This window comes from Kitasatospora sp. NPDC094019 (assembly GCF_044764505.1).
Taxonomy (GTDB): Bacteria; Actinomycetota; Actinomycetes; order Streptomycetales; family Streptomycetaceae; genus Kitasatospora.
In genome coordinates, this window is the sequence record NZ_JBIWIF010000005.1 from 136,508 (window position 1) to 153,028 (window position 16,521).

Below are 16,521 nucleotides of genomic sequence, written 5' to 3' on the forward strand. Positions count from 1 at the left end.
TCCCCCTCTCCTCCCCCACTACGAATCGGACTGATGCACATGCTCCGCGTGCGCGACGACTTCCTGCGGGCGCACCTGGCCATCGCAGCGCTGTTCTGTTTCCTCGGCTTCCAGTACGCGACCTGGGTCTCCCGTCTGCCCGCCCTGAAGACCCGGTTCGAACTCAGTGACGGCCACATCGGCCTGCTGCTGATGGCCTCCGGCATCGGCGCGGCCGCCTCCTTCCCGCTCGTCGCCACGATGATGAAGCGGTACGGCTCGCGTACCCTCGCCACGGTCTCCGCGATCGTCCTCGGCCTCGTGCTGGCCGGCTTCACCCTCGCCCCGAACTTCCCGGTCCTGCTGCTGGTGGCCGCCCTCGACGGTGTCGCGGTCGGCTTCCTGAACGTCGCGATGAACGCCCAGGGCGCCGCGCTGGAGGTCCGCTTCCGGCGGACCGCGATGTCCAGGCTGCACGCCACCTTCAGCGCCGGCCTGGGCCTGGCGGCCCTGCTCGCCTCCGGTGTCAACATCGTCACCACCACGCTGTCCGCGCACTTCGCGATCGCGGCCGCCGTCCTCGCCCTGCTGCTCCTGCTGGCCCGGACCGGCATGCTGACGGACGAGCCGCAGCCCGCCGCGGCCGACGAGCCCGTCGCCGGGGCGGAGGCCCGACCGGACGCCGGACCGGACGCCGAGGCGGCGCCGAAGCGCCGCGGGATCCCGCTCCCCTCCCGGATCACCATCTGGATGGGCGTCGCGATGGTGTTCGGCACCATCACCGAGGGCGCCATGAACGACTGGTCCGCCCTCTACCTGAAGAACGTCGTCCACGCCTCGCCCCAGCTGGCCCCGCTGGGCATCGCCGTCATCTCGGTGATGATGGTCGTCGCCCGGCTGTTCGCCGACGGCTGGCGCACCCGTTTCGGGGACGGCCCGATCGTCCGGGTCGGCAGCACCGTGGCCGGGCTCGGTCTGGCGCTCGCCCTGCTGGTCGGCGGCGTCGTGCCGGCCCTGATCGGCTTCGCCTGCGTCGGCCTCGGCATCGCCGCCGTCACTCCCTGTGTCTACGTCGCGGCCGCCCGGCAGGGCTCCGACGCCCTGGCCCTGGTCGCGGCCACCGGCACCACCGGACTGCTCGCCGGTCCGGCCGTGATCGGCTTCGTCGCCAACGCCACCGGTCTGGCCTGGGGCATGGGCGTGGTCGCGGTCTCGGCGCTGGTGGTCGCGCTCTGCTCCACCCGGATCGCCTGGCCCGCCCTCGACGGAGACCCGGCGGCCGACGCCACCGCGCCCGCCGCGCCGGCCGCCCCCGCCGACTCGGCGCTGCACGAGGTCTGACCCGCGCCGCACCCGCCCGGCCGCCCCTCCCCGACACTCGGGCAGTCGCCAGGGGCGCCGGGCGGCACGCGGTGCGACCGGCCGCCGCAAAACCCTTCGCCCACCCGCGGCCCCGCGAACTAGGCTCGCCGGATGAGCTCCCGCACCTTCCGCATCACCGTCCGCGGCGTCTTCGACGGCCTCACCCCCGAGCAGCGCGCCGAGCTGCTGTCCGAGGCCGCCGAGCACGACATCCTCTACGCCGCCTTCACCCCCGAGGGCCACCTCAGCTACGACCTGAACGCCCGCGCCGTCTTCACGTTCCGCTACCAGGACACCGGCGAGGCCGAGGAGGACATCCTCGACGCCACCGAGCGCGCGGAGCGGTCCGCGCGCGCCTGGCTCGACGAACGCGGGTACGGCCACAAGAACCTCCGTTCCCAGGCCGAGGACCTCTCGCAGGCCCCGCTCGGCAAGCGACAGCGCCGGGCGGCCGCCAACGAGCTCTGAGGCCCGCGCCCCACCCCCGCGCACGACGCCTGCCCGCCCGGATCCCGCCCGGATCCGAATCGTCGAGGACCACCGCCCCGGGGCCGCCCACCGCGGCCGGGGCGTGTCCCGCGGATCACTGCCGGGCCGTCGAACGCCCGTGGCCGACCGCCGCCACCGCCTTCGGCCGCACCGCCGCCGCCGACCTCGCCCCCCTCGCACGCCCCCGCCCCGCGCCCGGTCCCACCCGCGCGGGCATCCGGCACGCCCGCCGGCCCGCACGGGGCGCGCTCCGGCGCAGGCCGATTGGTATGTACCACCGTCCGGTGATCCGGACCGACCGTCCCCACTTCCGTACCCCCGCCACCGGGCCGCCGGGTCACCCGGGGACGCCGCCCGGGCGGTGCGCGGGGCACCCGGGCAGCTCACCGGGCCGAAGCGGCCGGCGTGCGCCGTCGGCCGGACAAAAGGTCGGCACACGGCCTCCTTGGCAGGCCATCACCAACATGTCATTGTCAATCATCACGTCAGATCCTTCACTCCAAAGGGGAGTTGTCACGATCGACGGTAGATGACGAGTCGTCACGCGCTCCCACGAAACCCTGGGTCAGCACTGCTTCCACTTCTGGTCATCCACACCCCCACCACCCCCCACCACCCCCCACCCAGCCGACCGACCACCAGCGGAGAACTCCATGCCGGACCTCGATCTCAACCTGCTCGTCGCCCTGGACGCCCTGCTGGAGGAGGGCAGCGTGACCGGCGCCGCCGAGCGGCTGCACACCTCGGCCCCCGCGATGAGCCGCACGCTCGGGCGGCTGCGCCGGGTACTGGGCGACCCGCTCCTGGTCCGGGCCGGCCGGGGGCTGGTCCCGACACCACGCGCGGTCGAACTACGGGCGGAGGTCCGCGCGCTGGTCAGCCGCGGCCAGTCGCTGCTGGTCCCGCGCGCCGCCGCCGAACCCGCCGACCTCAACCGCCGCTTCACCCTCCAGACCGGGGACGTCCTCCTCACCACGATCGGCGCGAGCCTGGTGGAGACGGTCCGCGCCCAGGCTCCCGCCGTCACCCTGCGCTTCCTGAGCGACCACCCGGAGGGCGCCAGCGCGATGCGGGACGGCGTGATCGACCTGGAGGTCGGCGTGACGGACCACCTCGACCCCGAGACCCGCACCGAACCGCTGGCCACCTCCAGCCTGGTGGGCATCGCCCGTGCCGGGCACCCGCTGACCGTCGGCGCGCCCCCCAGCGTCGAGGAGTTCGCCACCGCCGACCATCTCGCGGTCTCCCGCAACGGCCGCGGCCCGGGCCCGATCGACCAGCGACTGGCCGAGGTCGGCCTCTCCCGCCGGGTGGTGGCCAGCGTGCCGAGCTACCCGGCCGCCCTCTTCCTGCTCCGCGACAGCGACCTGGTCGGCCTCGCCCCGGCCCGCCTGGGCACCCCGGCGGCCGAGGCCCTGGGCCTGAGCACCTTCCCGCTCCCGGTGCACCTGCCCGAGGTGGTACTGACCATGGCCTGGCACCCGCGCAACGACCAGGACGCCGGCCACCGCTGGCTGCGCGAGCTGGTCCGCGGCGTGGTCACCGCCCGCGCGGGCGCGCCCCGCCGCGCCGCCCTGCCCCCGGCCGAAGCGTTCCTCGGCGCCAACCGCCCGGTCCTGAGCTCCCGTTGAACACCCCGGTCGGCTCCGGTCCGGACCGATCGCCCGGACCGGAGCCGACCGACTCCGCCCACCCCCGCCGTCGTTCCCCCCGCTACGCCGTGCGGCGCAGCAGCGCCAGGTACATCGCGTCGGTCCCGTGGAGGTGGGGCCAGAGCTGGACGTCGGGGCCGTCGCCGAGGGCCGGCACGCCGGGCAGCAGCGGCCGGGCGTCGATCCACTCGACCCGGCCGCCCTCGTCGCGCAGCACGTCGTCGACGACCGCCCTGGTCTCCGCGAGGTGCGGCGAGCAGGTGGCGTAGCCGACCACGCCGCCGATCCGGGTCGCCTCGACGGCCGAGCGCAGCAGGTCGCGCTGGAGCGGCCCGAAGGCGGCGACGTCGGCCGGCCGGCGACGCCAGCGGGCCTCCGGGCGGCGGCGCAGGGCGCCGAGGCCGGAGCACGGCACGTCGACGAGCACCCGGTCGAAGCCGCCGGACTTCCAGGCCGGCCTGGTGCCGTCGGCGGCGATCACGGTGTAGGGGCCGGGGTTCCCGGCCAGGGTGCGGGCGACCAGCCGGGCCCGGTGCGGCTGCTTCTCGCTGGCGACCAGCGCGGCCCCGCGTCCGGCGGCGAGCGCGCCGAGCAGCGCGGCCTTGCCACCGGGACCGGCGCAGCCGTCGAGCCACAGCCGGTCCGGGCCGTCCAGCGGAGCGGCGGCGAGGGCGAGGGCGACCAGCTGGCTGCCCTCGTCCTGGACACCGGCCCGGTTGTCCTGGACCGCCGCGAGCGAGCCCGGGTCGCCGCCCTCCGCGAGCCGCAGCGCGAACGGGGACCAGCGGCCCGGCTCGGCCTCCGGCAGGGTCTCGGCCAGCTCGCCGACGGCGATCCGCCCGGGCCGGGCCACCAGGGTGACCTCGGGGCGCTCGTTGTCGGCGCGGAGCAGCTCCTCCATCGCCTCGCGCCCGGCGGCCCCGGGCTGCCAGCGGCCGAGCGAGTCCCACAGGGCGGCGACCACCCAGCGCGGGTGGGAGTGCACGACGGCGAGATGGTCCTCGGCGTCCTTGTCGTACGGCGGGGCGACCTGCTCCAGCCAGGTGTCCAGGTCGTGGGCGCTGATCCGGCGCAGCACGGCGTTGACGAACTTGGCCTTGCCGTCGCCGAGTACGGCCCGGGCGAGTTCGACGGTGGCCGAGACGGCGGCATGGCTGGGGATGCGGGTGGTCAGCAGCTGGTGGGCGCCGAGCGAGAGGACGTCGAGGACCGGCGGGTCGACCTTGCTGATCGGGCGGTCGATGCAGGCGGCGATGACCGCGTCATAGGTGCCCTGGAGCCGGAGGGTGCCGTAGACCAGCTCGGTGGCGAGTGCCGCGTCGCGCCGGTCCATGCCCTTCTGCTCGGCCTCGCGGAGCAGCGAGGGCAGGATCAGGTTGGCGTAGGCGTCGCGCTCGTCGACGGCGCGCAGGGCGCGGAACGCGACGATCCGCGCGGGGTCCTTCTTCGGGCGCCGGTGCGGGCGCGGGGCGCGCTTGCCGCCGGACGCGCCGTGGGTGGTGCCGGAACTGCTGCTGGGCGTGCTCATGGGATGTGCCTCAAGGTGCTACGGAGGTTATGTCGTGATCTCTCGAACAGTAACGCGAAACGCGGGCCGGTTCAGCTCGTGCCGGCCTCGGCGGGGCGCTCGCCCAGGCGCTCGCCGGACTCGATCCGGGCGCCGCGCGCCCAGTCCGCCGCCCGCATCGCCTTCTTGCCCTGCGGCCGCACCTCGCCCAGCTCGACCTCGTGGCTGCCGGTGCCGACCCGGACGCTGTTCTTGCCGACGGCCAGCTCGCCCGGGGCGAGCGCGGCGGAGTCCGGCACCAGGGTGACCGGGCCGGTGACCTTGAGCCGCTCGCCGCGGAACTCGGTCCACGCGCCGGGGGCGGGGGCGCAGCCGCGCACCACCCGGTCGACCCGCAGGGCGGGCGCCGTCCAGTCGATCCGGGCGTCCTCGACGGTGATCTTAGGGGCGAGGGTGATGCCCTCGGCGGGCTGCGGGAGGGCGTGCAGGCTGCCGTCGGCGATGCCGTCCATAGTGGCGGCGAGCAGCCGGGCGCCCGACTGCGCGAGCCGGCCGAGCAGGTCGCCGCTGGTGTCGGCGGGGCGGACCTCCTCGGTGATCACGCCGTAGACCGGACCGGAGTCGAGGCCCTGCTCGATCAGGAAGGTGGACGCGCCGGTGACCTCGTCGCCGGCCATCACCGCGTGCTGGACGGGCGCGGCGCCGCGCCAGGCGGGGAGCAGCGAGAAGTGCAGGTTGACCCAGCCGTGCTTCGGGATCTCCAGGGTGCCGGGGCGCAGCAGGGCGCCGTAGGCGACGACCGGGCAGCAGTCGGGGGCCAGCTCGGTGAGCCTGGCGACGAAGTCCGGGTCGCTCGGCTTCGCCGGCTTGAGGACCTCGATCCCGGCCTCCTCGGCGCGCTGGGCGACGGGGCTGGCGACGAGCCTGCGGCCCCGGCCGGAGGGGGCGTCGGGGCGGGTGACCACCGCGACGACCTCGTGCCGGCCGGAGGCGAGCAGGGCGTCCAGGGCGGGAACGGCGACCTCGGGGGTGCCGGCGAACACGAGGCGCATCAAGTGCCTTTCTGCAGTACGGAGTTGGCGTTTTTCAAAAACGGGCGGGCGCGCGGTGCGCCGCGCCGGAGCCACTCGGGCCCGGCGTGCCGAAGGCGGTGCGGGCTCAGCGCGCCGCGCCGAAGGTGCTGTGCGGGGAGACCTTGACCACCGGCACCGGGCCCGAACCCCAGTCCGTCTCCCGGATCGCCCTGAGCGCGGCCTTCCGCTGCTCCCGGTCGAGGCGGTCGATGAAGACGATCCCGTCCAGGTGGTCGGTCTCGTGCTGGATGCAGCGGGCCAGCAGTCGGGTGCCCTCGACGGTGACCGGATCGCCGTACATGTTGAAGCCGCGGGCGACCACCCCGTACGCGCGCCGGGTGTCGTAGCGCAGGCCGGGGAGCGAGAGGCAGCCCTCGGGGCCCTCCTGCTCCTCCTCGCTGAGCGACAGGTCGGGATTGATCAGATGCCCGGTGACGCCGTCCACATGGTAGGTGAACACCCTTAGTGAGATACCGAGTTGGGGCGCGGCCAGACCGGCGCCGGGGGCGTCGAGCATGGTCTCGGTGAGGTCCCCGACCAGGGTGCGGAGTTCCTTGTCGAAGGTGGTGACGGGCTGGGCGGTGGCGCGCAGGACAGGGTCTCCGAAGATACGGATCGGCTGGATCGCCACGGGCGCGGGCTCCTTGTCCGTCGGGGGTGCTGACTGCCGGGAACGGGTGGGCCGGGCGGGGTGCGCGCGGCCGTCGGCAAGTCTATGCAATCCGCCCGCGCGGGGTTCTGGCATATCCCGCTCGCCCCGCCTGCGTGACCCCGGCGCCGGTACGGCGTTGGTCAAGGGGGATTGACCGTGGCCGGAGCGCGCGGGAAGGGCGCTCCGGTCGAGCGAACCGTACGGAAGGTGGCACGTAAGCCATGGCCGAGCAGATCAACCACGACGCCCGGGCGCGGGCGAGCCTGCACCTGTTGGTGCGGGACATCGAGCGGGTGAGGCGGCAGGTCGATGCGCTGCGGACGCTGACCGCCCAGTTGGGCAACGTCTACCGGCCCCGTCGCCCCAGCACCTCGGCGGGCTTCGTGGTCTACGGGCGGGCCCCCGCGCCGACGGTGCGGCTGGCGCAGGAGCTGCGGGAGAGCGTGGAGACGCTGGTGGCGGCGGCGGTCGAGTTCGACCGCGCGCTGGGGTTCTCCTGGGACTCGGTGGGATCGGCCCTCGGGGTGACCAAGCAGGCGGTGCACCGCCGCTACGGGATGCGTCGGCCGACCGGCGAACTGCTGGCGGCGGGCGCCGCGGTGCCCAACCCGAGCCGCCCGGACCGCTCCGAGGAGCTCCCGGGCCACAGCGCGCCGCACCCCGCGACCCACACCCCGCAGCACGCCGCGGCCGGCCTCCCGTCGGCCCACACCGCCCCGGGCCACACCGCCCCGGGCCACCCGGTGGTGGAGCGCGACCGCTCCCCCGCCCCGACCGGCCTGGCCGCGACCGTCCCGGCCGCCCGCCAGGGCGGCCTCGACCGCACGGCCCTCGACCGCGGCGCACTCGACCGCGGCAGCGTCGACCGCACCGCCGTCGAGCGCGCAGGCGTCGACCGGACCCCCGTCGACCGCGGCTCCGTCGACCGCACCGCGCTGGACCGCTCCGGCGTCCCCCTGCGCGGCTGACGCACCACCCGGACGCCGGGTGAGGGCCACGGCCGTACGAACGCCGCGCCCCTCACCCGCTGTCCGGCACCCCGGCCGGCCCACCCGACCGGCCCCCGACCGGAAGAGCAGCGCACACCGCACCGCCGGACCGCCCTCAGCCGATGTCCGTCGGATCGATCCGCACCTTCACCACCTCCGGCGTCCGCAGCGCGATCCGCGCGATCTGCGCCGCCTTCAACGCCGCCGCCAGCGCGGCACCCTGCCCGGGCGGCACCCGCAGCAGCGCGCGCTCCTGCTCCTCCCCCCGCAGGGCCGCCAGCGGCACCGGCCCGAGCACGTCCGCGTCCGGTGGCAGCCGGACCAGGTTCAGCAGGTCCGCCACCGCCGCCGGACTGCCGGTCACCGAGGCCATCCGGGCCACCGGCGGGAAGTGCAGCTGGGCCCGCTCGTCCAGCTCGAACCCGGCGTGCCCGAGCGGGTCCCAGCGCACCAGCGCCTGCACCGCCCGCGCGGTCGGCTCGGCGACCACCACCACCGTCCCGCCCTCCCCGGCCGGCCGGACCAGCGCGGCGGCGGCCAGCCAGAGCCGCAGCGCCTCCTCCCCGGCCCGCAGGTCGGGGCGGCCCAGCAGCGCCCAGCCGTCCAGCAGCAGCGCCGCCGCGTACCCGCCGCTCCCCTCGACCACCGGCTCGGCCCCGGGCGTGGAGATCACCAGTGCCGGTTCGTCCGGCACGGTGGCCAGCACCGCGTCCCGCCCGGAGGTCCGCACCGGCACCCGGGGAAACGCCTTGCCCAGTTCCTCGGCCGTCCGCCGGGCGCCGACCACCTGCGCCCGCAGCCGGAACGACCCGCACTCCGGGCAGTGCCACTCCCGGTCCTCCTCGCCGCACCACCCACAGTGCAGGGGCGCGTCGGCCCCGGCCGCCTCCAGCGGGCCCTCGCAGCGCCGGCAGCGCGCCGGCGTACGGCAGCGCCCGCACGCCAATCGGGGGACGTAGCCGCGCCGGGGCACCTGGATCAGCACCGGGCCCGAGGTCAGGCCCTCTCGGGCGGCCTCCCAGGCGATCGAGGGCAGCCGGGCGGCCTGCGCGGCGGCGTCCCGGTGCTGGTCGAGATCGGTGACGGTGCGGACCCGGGGCGCGGTCCGGCGGACGGTCTCCCGGTCGGCGGTCAGCGGCCTGGCCCACCCGGTCCGCACCAGCTGGGCACCCTCGACGGTGACCACGTGCCCGCCGAGCAGCACCGCCGCGCCCTCCTCGGCCGCGCGCAGCAGGGCGACCTCGCGCACGTGCGGGTGCGGGGCGCGGGGATCGGCGTGACTGGAATCGCCGTCGGACCACACGACCACGAGCCCGAGGTCGCGCACGGGGGCGAACATCGCCGCCCGGGTGCCGACGGCGGCGTGCACCGAACCCCGGCTGACCGTGAGCCAGCGCCGGTAGCGCTCACGCGGGCCGAGGTCGGCGGCCAGGACGGCGTGCCGGCCCTCGCCGAGCAGTTCGGTCAGCGCCCGGTCGACCCTGGCCACCGAGCGGCCGTCGGGCACCACGACCAGCGCGCCGCGTCCGCCCGCGAGGGTGGCCGCGACGGCCCGGGCGATCTCGTACGGCCAGCCGGGGCCGGGCAGGGCCGTCCAGACCGCGCGCGGCGCACCACCGGCGGCGAGCGAGGCCAGGAAGTCCGGTCCGGCCGGGTAGCGGGACCAGCCGCCGGGCGCGGGCGCGTCCGGCCGGGGCGGCGACGGCGGCGAGGGCTCGGCCTCCGCCTTGGCGTGCCGGGGCGGTACGGCCAGTTGCAGGACGTCGGCGAGGGTGCCGGCGTAGCGGTCGGCGACGGTGCGGCAGAGCCGCAGCAGCTGCGGGGTGAGCACCGGTTCCGGCGAGAGGACCTGCGCGAGCGGGGCCAGCGGCCCGGAGAAATCGCTCTTCTCCAGCCGGGCGACAATGAAGCCGTCGTGGAGTTCCCCGCCCTCGCGCTGACCCTTGACGACCCGCGCGCCGAAACGCACCCGGACCCGTACACCGGGCTGGGCCTCCTCCGCCATCACGGCCGGTACTTCGTAGTCGAAGAACTTGTCGATGGTGAGCACGCCCTTGTCGACGACCACCCGGGCGACCGGCAGGTGCTCCGCCCGCTTGGCGCCCCGCCAACTGCGCGGCTTGGCCCGCCGGACCGTCTCCCGGATGAACGCCAGCTGCTCCGGCGCCCCACCGTCCTCGCCCGACGCGCCACCCCCCTCGCCCGACACCCCGGCGTCAGCCCCGGGCGCCCCGCCCTCGTCACTCCCCTGCCTGCTGCTCATCGCACCCAGTCCTACCAGGTCCCACCGACAGAACAGCAGCGGGTCCACCGACAAAACGGCAGGTGGTGGCCGCCCGGAGTACCGGGCGGCCACCACCTGCCGTCAAACGATCCTAGGAGCCTTACGGGCCGATCAGGCTTCGACGGCCTTCTTCAGCTGCTCCACGCGGTCGGTCCGCTCCCAGGTGAAGTCCGGCAGCTCACGGCCGAAGTGGCCGTACGCGGCGGTCTGCGAGTAGATCGGACGCAGCAGGTCCAGGTCGCGGATGATCGCGGCCGGACGCAGGTCGAACACCTCGGTGACGGCCTGCTGGATCGCGAGGACCGGCACGGTCTCGGTGCCGAAGGTCTCCACGAACAGACCGACCGGCTCGGCCTTGCCGATCGCGTACGCGACCTGCACCTCGGCGCGGCGGGCGAGGCCGGCGGCGACGATGTTCTTCGCCACCCAGCGCATCGCGTACGCGGCCGAGCGGTCCACCTTGGACGGGTCCTTGCCCGAGAAGGCGCCGCCGCCGTGGCGGGCCATGCCGCCGTAGGTGTCGATGATGATCTTGCGGCCGGTGAGGCCGGCGTCGCCCATCGGGCCGCCGATCTCGAAGCGGCCGGTCGGGTTCACCAGCAGCCGGTAGCCCTCGGTGACGAGCTTGATGCCCTGCTCGGCGAGCGCCTTCAGCTCCGGCTCCACGACGAACTCGCGGATGTCCGGGGTGAGCAGCGACTCCAGGTCGATGTCGCTCGCGTGCTGGGTGGAGACCACCACGGTGTCGAGGCGGACGGCCTTGTCGCCGTCGTACTCGATGGTGACCTGGGTCTTGCCGTCGGGCCGCAGGTAGGGGATGGTCCCGTTCTTGCGCACCTCGGTGAGGCGGCGCGAGAGGCGGTGGGCCAGCGTGATCGGCAGCGGCATGAGCTCGGGCGTCTCGTCGGACGCGTAGCCGAACATCAGGCCCTGGTCCCCGGCGCCCTGGCGGTCCAGGTCGTCCTCGTCACCCTCGACCCGGGCCTCGTACGCGGTGTCGACGCCCTGGGCGATGTCCGGCGACTGGGCGCCGATCGAGACGGAAACGCCGCAGGAGGCGCCGTCGAAGCCCTTCTTGGAGCTGTCGTAGCCGATCTCCAGGATCTTGTCCCGGACGAGCTGCGCGATCGGCGCGTAAGCCTTCGTGGTCACCTCGCCGGCCACGTGCACCTGGCCGGTGGTGATCAGCGTCTCCACCGCGACCCGGGAGGTCGGGTCCTCGCGGAGGAGAGCGTCAAGAATGGTGTCGCTGATCTGGTCAGCGATCTTGTCGGGGTGTCCCTCGGTGACGGACTCCGAGGTGAACAGGCGGCGAGACACAGCGCTCCCTGGGGTTGCAGCGGCTGCTGACTGAAAGGCCCCGGTCGGAACCGGGGACTTCCGGAAAGACTTGATTCCTGGAGTGTAACGGTCGGCTTCCGAGAAACGTCACGTGATTCCGGAATCGAAGACCGCGTGCCCACCCTTCGAGATCAATGGGCGCGCAGATCCAGCCGCTCCGCGACCAGGTCCCAGACGACGTCCGCCAGAACCTCCTTGGGCCCCACCGGAACGGGGGTCTCGGTGCCGTCGGCGCCCAGCACCACGGCCTCGTTGACGTCCTGCCCGAATGCCTTTCCGTCCCCCACCTCGTTGACCACCAGCAGGTCGCAGCCCTTGCGGGCGAGCTTGGCCCGGCCGTTGGCGAGGACGTCGTCGGTCTCCGCCGCGAATCCCACCACCAGTTGGCCCGAACGGGTGCGGTGGGCGGAGAGCTCGGCCAGCACGTCGGGGTTGCGGACGAGCTCGACCGGCGCCGGCTCGACGCCCTCGACCTTCTTGATCTTGCCGGCGGCGTAGACCGCGGGCCGGAAGTCGGCCACCGCCGCGGCCATGACCACGGCGTCCGCGTCCGCGGCGGCCTTGAGCGCCGCGTCCCGCAGCTCCAGCGCGGTGGCCACCCGGACCACGTCCACCCCCGCCGGATCCGGCAGCCCCGCGTTGGCCGAGATCAACGTCACACGGGCACCGCGGGCGGCGGCCGTCGCGGCGAGCGCGTAGCCCTGCTTGCCGGAGGAGCGGTTGCCGAGGAAGCGGACCGGGTCGAGCGGCTCACGGGTGCCACCGGCCGAGACCACCACGTGCCGGCCGGCCAGGTCGGCCCGCTCGCCGCCGTACCGGAGCACGGCGCGGCAGGCGTCGAAGATCGCGGACGGCTCGGGCAGCCGCCCCTTGCCGGTGTCCTTCCCGGTCAGCCGTCCGCTGGCGGGCTCCAGCACGATCACACCCCGGCGACGCAGCGTGGCCACGTTCTCCCGGGTCGCGGGGTGCTCCCACATCTCGGTGTGCATCGCGGGCGCCAGGACGACCGGGCAGCGGGCGGTGAGCAGGGTGTTGGTGAGCAGGTCGTCGGCGAGGCCGTGGGCGGCCTTGGCCATCAGATCGGCGGTGGCCGGGGCGACCACGACCAGGTCGGCGTTCTGCCCGATCCGCACGTGCGGCACCTCGTGCACGTTCTCCCAGGTCTCGGTGGCCGCGGGGCGGCCGGAGAGGGCCGCCCAGGTCGCCTCGCCGACGAAGTGCAGCGCCGCCGCGGTGGGCACCACGGTGACCTGGTGGCCGGACTCGGTGAACCGCCGCAGCAGCTCGCACGCCTTGTACGCGGCGATGCCGCCGCTGACGCCGAGGACGACGCGCGGTGCGCCCGTCCGCTCCGTGCTGCCGCTCATGTCGCCTGCTCTCCTCGTGGCGGTCCCAGATGCCCGCCAACCCTACGGCCCGCCGACGACCACCCGCACAGGGGCACCCCGCACGGCCCCGCCCCGCGCTGTCCCGGGCCGCCCGGGCCCGCCGAACGCCGGACGGCGCCGGACCGGACCCGGCCCCGGAAACGGCGGAGGGCCCGTCGGAGCGAACTCCGACGGGCCCTTCCGCACCGGGCGGGACGCCTCAGGCGGCCTCGATCGCCTCGGCCGTCAGCATGCCGGCGTTGATCTCGCGCAGCGCGATCGAGAGCGGCTTCTCGTGCACGTGGGTGTCGACCAGCGGGCCGACGTACTCCAGCAGGCCCTCGCCGAGCTGGGAGTAGTACGCGTTGATCTGCCGCGCACGCTTGGCCGCGTAGATGACCAGGCTGTACTTGGAGTCGGTGGCCTCAAGCAGCTCGTCGATGGGCGGGTTGATGATGCCCTCGGGCGCGGTCATGGAAGAGGACACGCGAAAACCTTCCGAAAGGGTGGAAAAGACAACAGGTCAGCCTACACCGAGCAAGGCTAGCAGTTCGCTCGCCACCTGCTCGACGGAGGTGTTGACCAGGGTGGTGTCGAACTCCGGCTCGGCCGCCAGTTCGATCTTCGCGGCCTCCAGCCGCTTCTCGATCACGTCCTGCGGCTCCGTTCCCCGGCCGGTGAGCCGGCGGACCAGCTCGTCCCAGCTCGGCGGAGCCAGGAAGACCAGCTGCGCCTCGGGCATGGACTCGCGCACCTGGCGGGCACCCTGCAGGTCGATCTCCAGCAGCACGGGCTCGCCGCGCTCCAGCTTCTCCTGGACCGCCGCCCGGGGCGTGCCGTAGCGGTTGCCCGCGAACACGGCCCACTCCAGCAGCTCACCGTTGGCGATCAGCTTGTCGAACTCGTCGTTGTCGACGAAGTGGTACTGGACCCCGTGCTGCTCGCCCGGCCTCGGGTGGCGGGTCGTCGCCGACACCGAGAGCCAGACTTCGGGGTGCTGCTTCCTCATATGAGCGACGACCGTGCTCTTGCCGACCCCCGAGGGGCCGGAGAGCACGGTCAGCCGCGGACGCTCACTCATGCACCGATTATCCCGGATCGCGGACGATCCTGGGACCACGGGGGCACGGTCAGGCGGCACCGCCGCCGAACTCCCGCTCCAGGGAGGCGATCTGGTTCGTTCCGAGACCACGGACACGGCGGCTCTCGGAGATGCCGAGCCGCTCCATGATCTGCTTGGCGCGAACCTTGCCCACGCCCGGCAGGGACTCCAGCAGGGCGGAGACCTTCATCTTGCCGATCACGTCGTTGTCGGCCTTGCCGGCCTTGATCACCTCGTGCAGGGAGGCGCCGGAGTGCTTGAGCCGGTTCTTGACCTCGGCGCGCTCCCGGCGAGCCTCGGCGGCCTTGGCGAGCGCGGCGGTGCGCTGTTCAGGGGTAAGGGGCGGAAGAGCCACGCCGTTCACCTCAGGTGTGGATGGAAGGGATGGAACTAGGACTGTTGTGGTTCCCAGGACACCGGTCAAAGAGCGATGGCGCCGCCCCTGACCTGCGGGAGCAGCGATATTCGCCGCTCTTCGATGACCTATCGCCGGACACTACCCGGATTGCGGCGCCGCGTCAGGAAAAGAACACGAAAAGTCCTGGTCAGCCAAGGCCGACCAGGACTTTCCAGGGCAAAATGACCGCGATTGCGAAGCTTTGGCGGCACCGATGTGACGGCGCTCACGTCGGGCCGCCGCCCCGCCTCCCCCGTCGCAACCCGTCACGGGGGTGCTGCGGAGCGTCCGCCGGGGCGAACCCCGGCACTCCGTCCGCTACTTGACCGCCTCGGCGTACTCCTGGACAAAACGGTCCGCGGCCGAACGCAGCGCCGTCACCGAGGGGCCGTGCTTGAGCACGTCCCGGCTGACGCTCGGGACGACGTTGCGCACCGAGGCGCCGAACACCCGCGGCAGGTCCGCCATGGTCGCGCCCTGCGCCCCGATGCCGGGGGCCAGCAGCGGACCGTTGATCGCCAGGTCCACCCCGGCGTCGGCCAGGGTCGCCCCGACCACCGCGCCGAAGGAGCCCAGCGGCTCGGCCCCCGCGTTCTCCTGCGCCAGCTGGCGCAGCACCGAGGCGGCGACCGGCTCGCCGTCGGCACCGACCGCCCGCTGCACCTCCGCGCCCTCCGGGTTGGAGGTGAGCGCCAGCGCGAACACGCCCGCGCCGTTGGCGTGCGCCAGGTCCAGCGCCGGGCGCAGCGAACCGAAACCGAGGTAGGGGCTGACCGTGACGGCGTCCGAGAACAGCGGGCTGCCGGGCGCGAGGAAGGCTTCGGCGTAGGCGGCCATGGTGGAGCCGATGTCGCCGCGCTTGGCGTCCATCAGAACGAGCGCGCCGGCCGCCCTGGCCTCCTCGACCGACCGCTCCAGGACGGCGACGCCCCGGGAGCCGAAGCGCTCGAAGAACGCGGCCTGCGGCTTGAGCACGGCCACCCGGTCGGCCAGCGCCTCGACCACGGTGCGACTGAAGGTCTCCAGGCCCGCCACGGTGTCCTCCAGGCCCCAGGCGGCGAGCAGGGAGGCGTGCGGGTCGACGCCCACGCAGAGCTGGCCGCGGGTGTCGAGGGCGTGGCGCAGCCGGGCGCCGAAGGGGGCGAGGGTCATGACGTCCTTCCGGAGGGGCGTGGGAGAAGAGGCGGAAGAGGAGGCGCTCAGGCGGCCGTGCGGTCGTCGACCGCGCTGCCGACGGCCGCGGAGAGGCTGCGGAAGCCGCCGGCCCGCAGGCGCGCCGACAGGCCCTTGTGGATCCGCCGGCACCAGAACGGGCCCTCGTAGACGAAGGCGCTGTAGCCCTGCACCAGGTCGGCGCCGTGGACGATCCGCTGCCAGGCGTCCTCGGCGGTCTCGATGCCGCCGACCGACACCAGCGTCAGCCGGCCGCCGGTACGGGCGCGCAGCCGCTGCAGCACCACCAGCGCGCGCTCCTTGAGCGGGGCGCCGGACAGGCCGCCCATGCCGATCTCCGCGACCCGGGCGGCGTCGCTGCGCAGGCCCTCGCGGCCGATCGTGGTGTTGGTCGCGATGATGCCGTCCAGGCCGAGTTCCAGGGCCAGGTCGGCGACCCCGTCGATGTCCTCGTCCGCCAGGTCGGGGGCGATCTTGACCAGCAGCGGCACATGGTGCGGGGTGGTCCGGTCGGCGGCCTCGCGCACGGCGCTCAGCAGCGGGCGCAGGTGCTCGACCGCCTGGAGGTTGCGCAGCCCGGGGGTGTTCGGCGAGCTGACGTTGACCACCAGGTAGTCGGCGAAGCGGGCGAGCCGCTCGGTGGACTTCACGTAGTCGGCGACCGCGTCGGCCTCCTCGACCAGCTTGGTCTTGCCGATGTTGACGCCCACGACCGGGGTCGAGCTGGTGTGCGGGCGCGCGGCCAGCCGGGCGGCGACCCGGGCCGAGCCCTGGTTGTTGAAGCCCATCCGGTTGATCAGCGCGCGGTCCTCGACCAGCCGGAACAGTCGCGGCTGGGGGTTGCCGGGCTGCGCCTCGCCGGTGACGGTGCCGATCTCGACGTAGTCGAAGCCGAGCATCGACAGGCCGTCGATGCCGACCCCGTTCTTGTCGAAGCCGGCCGCCAGGCCGAACGGTCCGGGCAGGGCGAGACCGAGGGCGCCGGTGCGCAGCGCCCGGTCGCGCGGGGCGAGCACCAGCCGGACCAGGCCGCGCAGGCCGGGCACCGAGGAGGCCAGCCGGACCCAGAAGAACGCCAGGTGGTGGGCCTTCTCCGGGTCCATCCTCTTGAACACGAGGTCGAACAGCAGCTTGTACACAAGATCCTCCCAGGG

General features: G+C 74.2%; 14 protein-coding genes and 1 pseudogene. 4 read left to right on the forward strand and 11 right to left on the reverse strand.

Going from position 1 to position 16,521, the window contains the following annotated elements; all coding sequences use genetic code 11:
• Positions 1-39: 39 nt before the first annotated feature.
• The 3 genes from ACIQ9P_RS13015 (at position 40) to ACIQ9P_RS13025 (ending at position 3,461) form a co-directional block, all read left to right on the forward strand.
• Entirely contained in the window at positions 40-1,320 is a 1,281-nt protein-coding gene (locus ACIQ9P_RS13015) for an MFS transporter (protein ID WP_402354940.1), read from the forward strand.
• Between the two features lie 132 nt (positions 1,321-1,452).
• Positions 1,453-1,809, forward strand: coding sequence for a DUF6204 family protein (locus ACIQ9P_RS13020; RefSeq protein ID WP_402354255.1), 357 nt, complete (start codon positions 1,453-1,455; stop codon positions 1,807-1,809).
• Positions 1,810-2,483: 674 nt separating this feature from the next.
• A complete protein-coding gene (locus ACIQ9P_RS13025; RefSeq protein ID WP_402354258.1) occupies positions 2,484-3,461 on the forward strand; it encodes a LysR family transcriptional regulator in 978 nt (325 codons plus the stop codon).
• A gap of 82 nt (positions 3,462-3,543) precedes the next feature.
• On the opposite strand, the gene ACIQ9P_RS13030 is transcribed toward ACIQ9P_RS13025, so the two are convergent.
• The 3 genes from ACIQ9P_RS13030 to def all read right to left on the reverse strand — a co-directional run bounded on the left by ACIQ9P_RS13030 (position 3,544) and on the right by def (position 6,693).
• Complete coding sequence (locus ACIQ9P_RS13030; protein ID WP_402354261.1) at positions 3,544-5,010, reverse strand: RsmB/NOP family class I SAM-dependent RNA methyltransferase; 1,467 nt, start codon at positions 5,008-5,010, stop codon at positions 3,544-3,546.
• 71 nt (positions 5,011-5,081) lie between these two features.
• Positions 5,082-6,041, reverse strand: a complete 960-nt coding sequence (gene fmt, locus ACIQ9P_RS13035) for a methionyl-tRNA formyltransferase (RefSeq protein ID WP_402354264.1) — start codon at positions 6,039-6,041, stop codon at positions 5,082-5,084.
• A gap of 106 nt (positions 6,042-6,147) precedes the next feature.
• Positions 6,148-6,693 (reverse strand): peptide deformylase, encoded by a 546-nt coding sequence (gene def, locus ACIQ9P_RS13040; protein ID WP_402354267.1) that lies wholly within the window; start codon positions 6,691-6,693, stop codon positions 6,148-6,150.
• 242 nt (positions 6,694-6,935) lie between these two features.
• Between def and ACIQ9P_RS13045 the strand changes: the two are divergent.
• Positions 6,936-7,287, forward strand: a pseudogene (locus ACIQ9P_RS13045) (hypothetical protein); the annotation flags it as partial.
• A gap of 531 nt (positions 7,288-7,818) precedes the next feature.
• On the opposite strand, the gene ACIQ9P_RS13050 reads toward ACIQ9P_RS13045, so the two are convergent.
• The 8 genes from ACIQ9P_RS13050 to ACIQ9P_RS13085 form a co-directional block, all read right to left on the reverse strand.
• Positions 7,819-9,966, reverse strand: coding sequence for a primosomal protein N' (locus ACIQ9P_RS13050; RefSeq protein ID WP_402354270.1), 2,148 nt, complete (start codon positions 9,964-9,966; stop codon positions 7,819-7,821).
• A 132-nt stretch (positions 9,967-10,098) separates the two neighbouring features.
• The gene (metK, locus tag ACIQ9P_RS13055; RefSeq protein WP_402354273.1) at positions 10,099-11,307 is read right to left on the reverse strand and encodes a methionine adenosyltransferase; all 1,209 of its coding nucleotides are present in this window, start codon (positions 11,305-11,307) and stop codon (positions 10,099-10,101) included.
• A 152-nt stretch (positions 11,308-11,459) separates the two neighbouring features.
• Positions 11,460-12,695, reverse strand: a complete 1,236-nt coding sequence (coaBC, locus tag ACIQ9P_RS13060) for a bifunctional phosphopantothenoylcysteine decarboxylase/phosphopantothenate--cysteine ligase CoaBC (protein WP_402354276.1) — start codon at positions 12,693-12,695, stop codon at positions 11,460-11,462.
• A gap of 220 nt (positions 12,696-12,915) precedes the next feature.
• Positions 12,916-13,182 (reverse strand): DNA-directed RNA polymerase subunit omega, encoded by a 267-nt coding sequence (gene rpoZ / locus ACIQ9P_RS13065; RefSeq protein ID WP_030240625.1) that lies wholly within the window; start codon positions 13,180-13,182, stop codon positions 12,916-12,918.
• A 36-nt stretch (positions 13,183-13,218) separates the two neighbouring features.
• Entirely contained in the window at positions 13,219-13,776 is a 558-nt protein-coding gene (gene gmk, locus ACIQ9P_RS13070; protein WP_402354280.1) for a guanylate kinase, read from the reverse strand.
• Positions 13,777-13,825: 49 nt separating this feature from the next.
• Complete coding sequence (mihF, locus tag ACIQ9P_RS13075; protein ID WP_030056187.1) at positions 13,826-14,152, reverse strand: integration host factor, actinobacterial type; 327 nt, start codon at positions 14,150-14,152, stop codon at positions 13,826-13,828.
• A gap of 360 nt (positions 14,153-14,512) precedes the next feature.
• Positions 14,513-15,346: an orotidine-5'-phosphate decarboxylase gene (gene pyrF / locus ACIQ9P_RS13080; protein WP_402354283.1), complete on the reverse strand. Its 834-nt coding sequence runs from the start codon at positions 15,344-15,346 to the stop codon at positions 14,513-14,515.
• Positions 15,347-15,393: 47 nt separating this feature from the next.
• Positions 15,394-16,506, reverse strand: a complete 1,113-nt coding sequence (locus ACIQ9P_RS13085) for a quinone-dependent dihydroorotate dehydrogenase (RefSeq protein WP_402354286.1) — start codon at positions 16,504-16,506, stop codon at positions 15,394-15,396.
• Positions 16,507-16,521 lie beyond the last annotated feature (15 nt).

Coding starts and splice junctions, on each gene's coding strand:
- ACIQ9P_RS13015 (WP_402354940.1), top strand. CDS start 40: ATGCTCCGCGTGCGCGACGACTTCCTGCGGGCGCACCTGGCCATCGCA.
- ACIQ9P_RS13020 (WP_402354255.1), top strand. CDS start 1,453: ATGAGCTCCCGCACCTTCCGCATCACCGTCCGCGGCGTCTTCGACGGC.
- ACIQ9P_RS13025 (WP_402354258.1), top strand. CDS start 2,484: ATGCCGGACCTCGATCTCAACCTGCTCGTCGCCCTGGACGCCCTGCTG.
- ACIQ9P_RS13030 (WP_402354261.1), bottom strand. CDS start 5,010: ATGAGCACGCCCAGCAGCAGTTCCGGCACCACCCACGGCGCGTCCGGC.
- fmt (WP_402354264.1), bottom strand. CDS start 6,041: ATGCGCCTCGTGTTCGCCGGCACCCCCGAGGTCGCCGTTCCCGCCCTG.
- ACIQ9P_RS13050 (WP_402354270.1), bottom strand. CDS start 9,966: ATGAGCAGCAGGCAGGGGAGTGACGAGGGCGGGGCGCCCGGGGCTGAC.
- coaBC (WP_402354276.1), bottom strand. CDS start 12,695: ATGAGCGGCAGCACGGAGCGGACGGGCGCACCGCGCGTCGTCCTCGGC.
- gmk (WP_402354280.1), bottom strand. CDS start 13,776: ATGAGTGAGCGTCCGCGGCTGACCGTGCTCTCCGGCCCCTCGGGGGTC.
- pyrF (WP_402354283.1), bottom strand. CDS start 15,346: ATGACCCTCGCCCCCTTCGGCGCCCGGCTGCGCCACGCCCTCGACACC.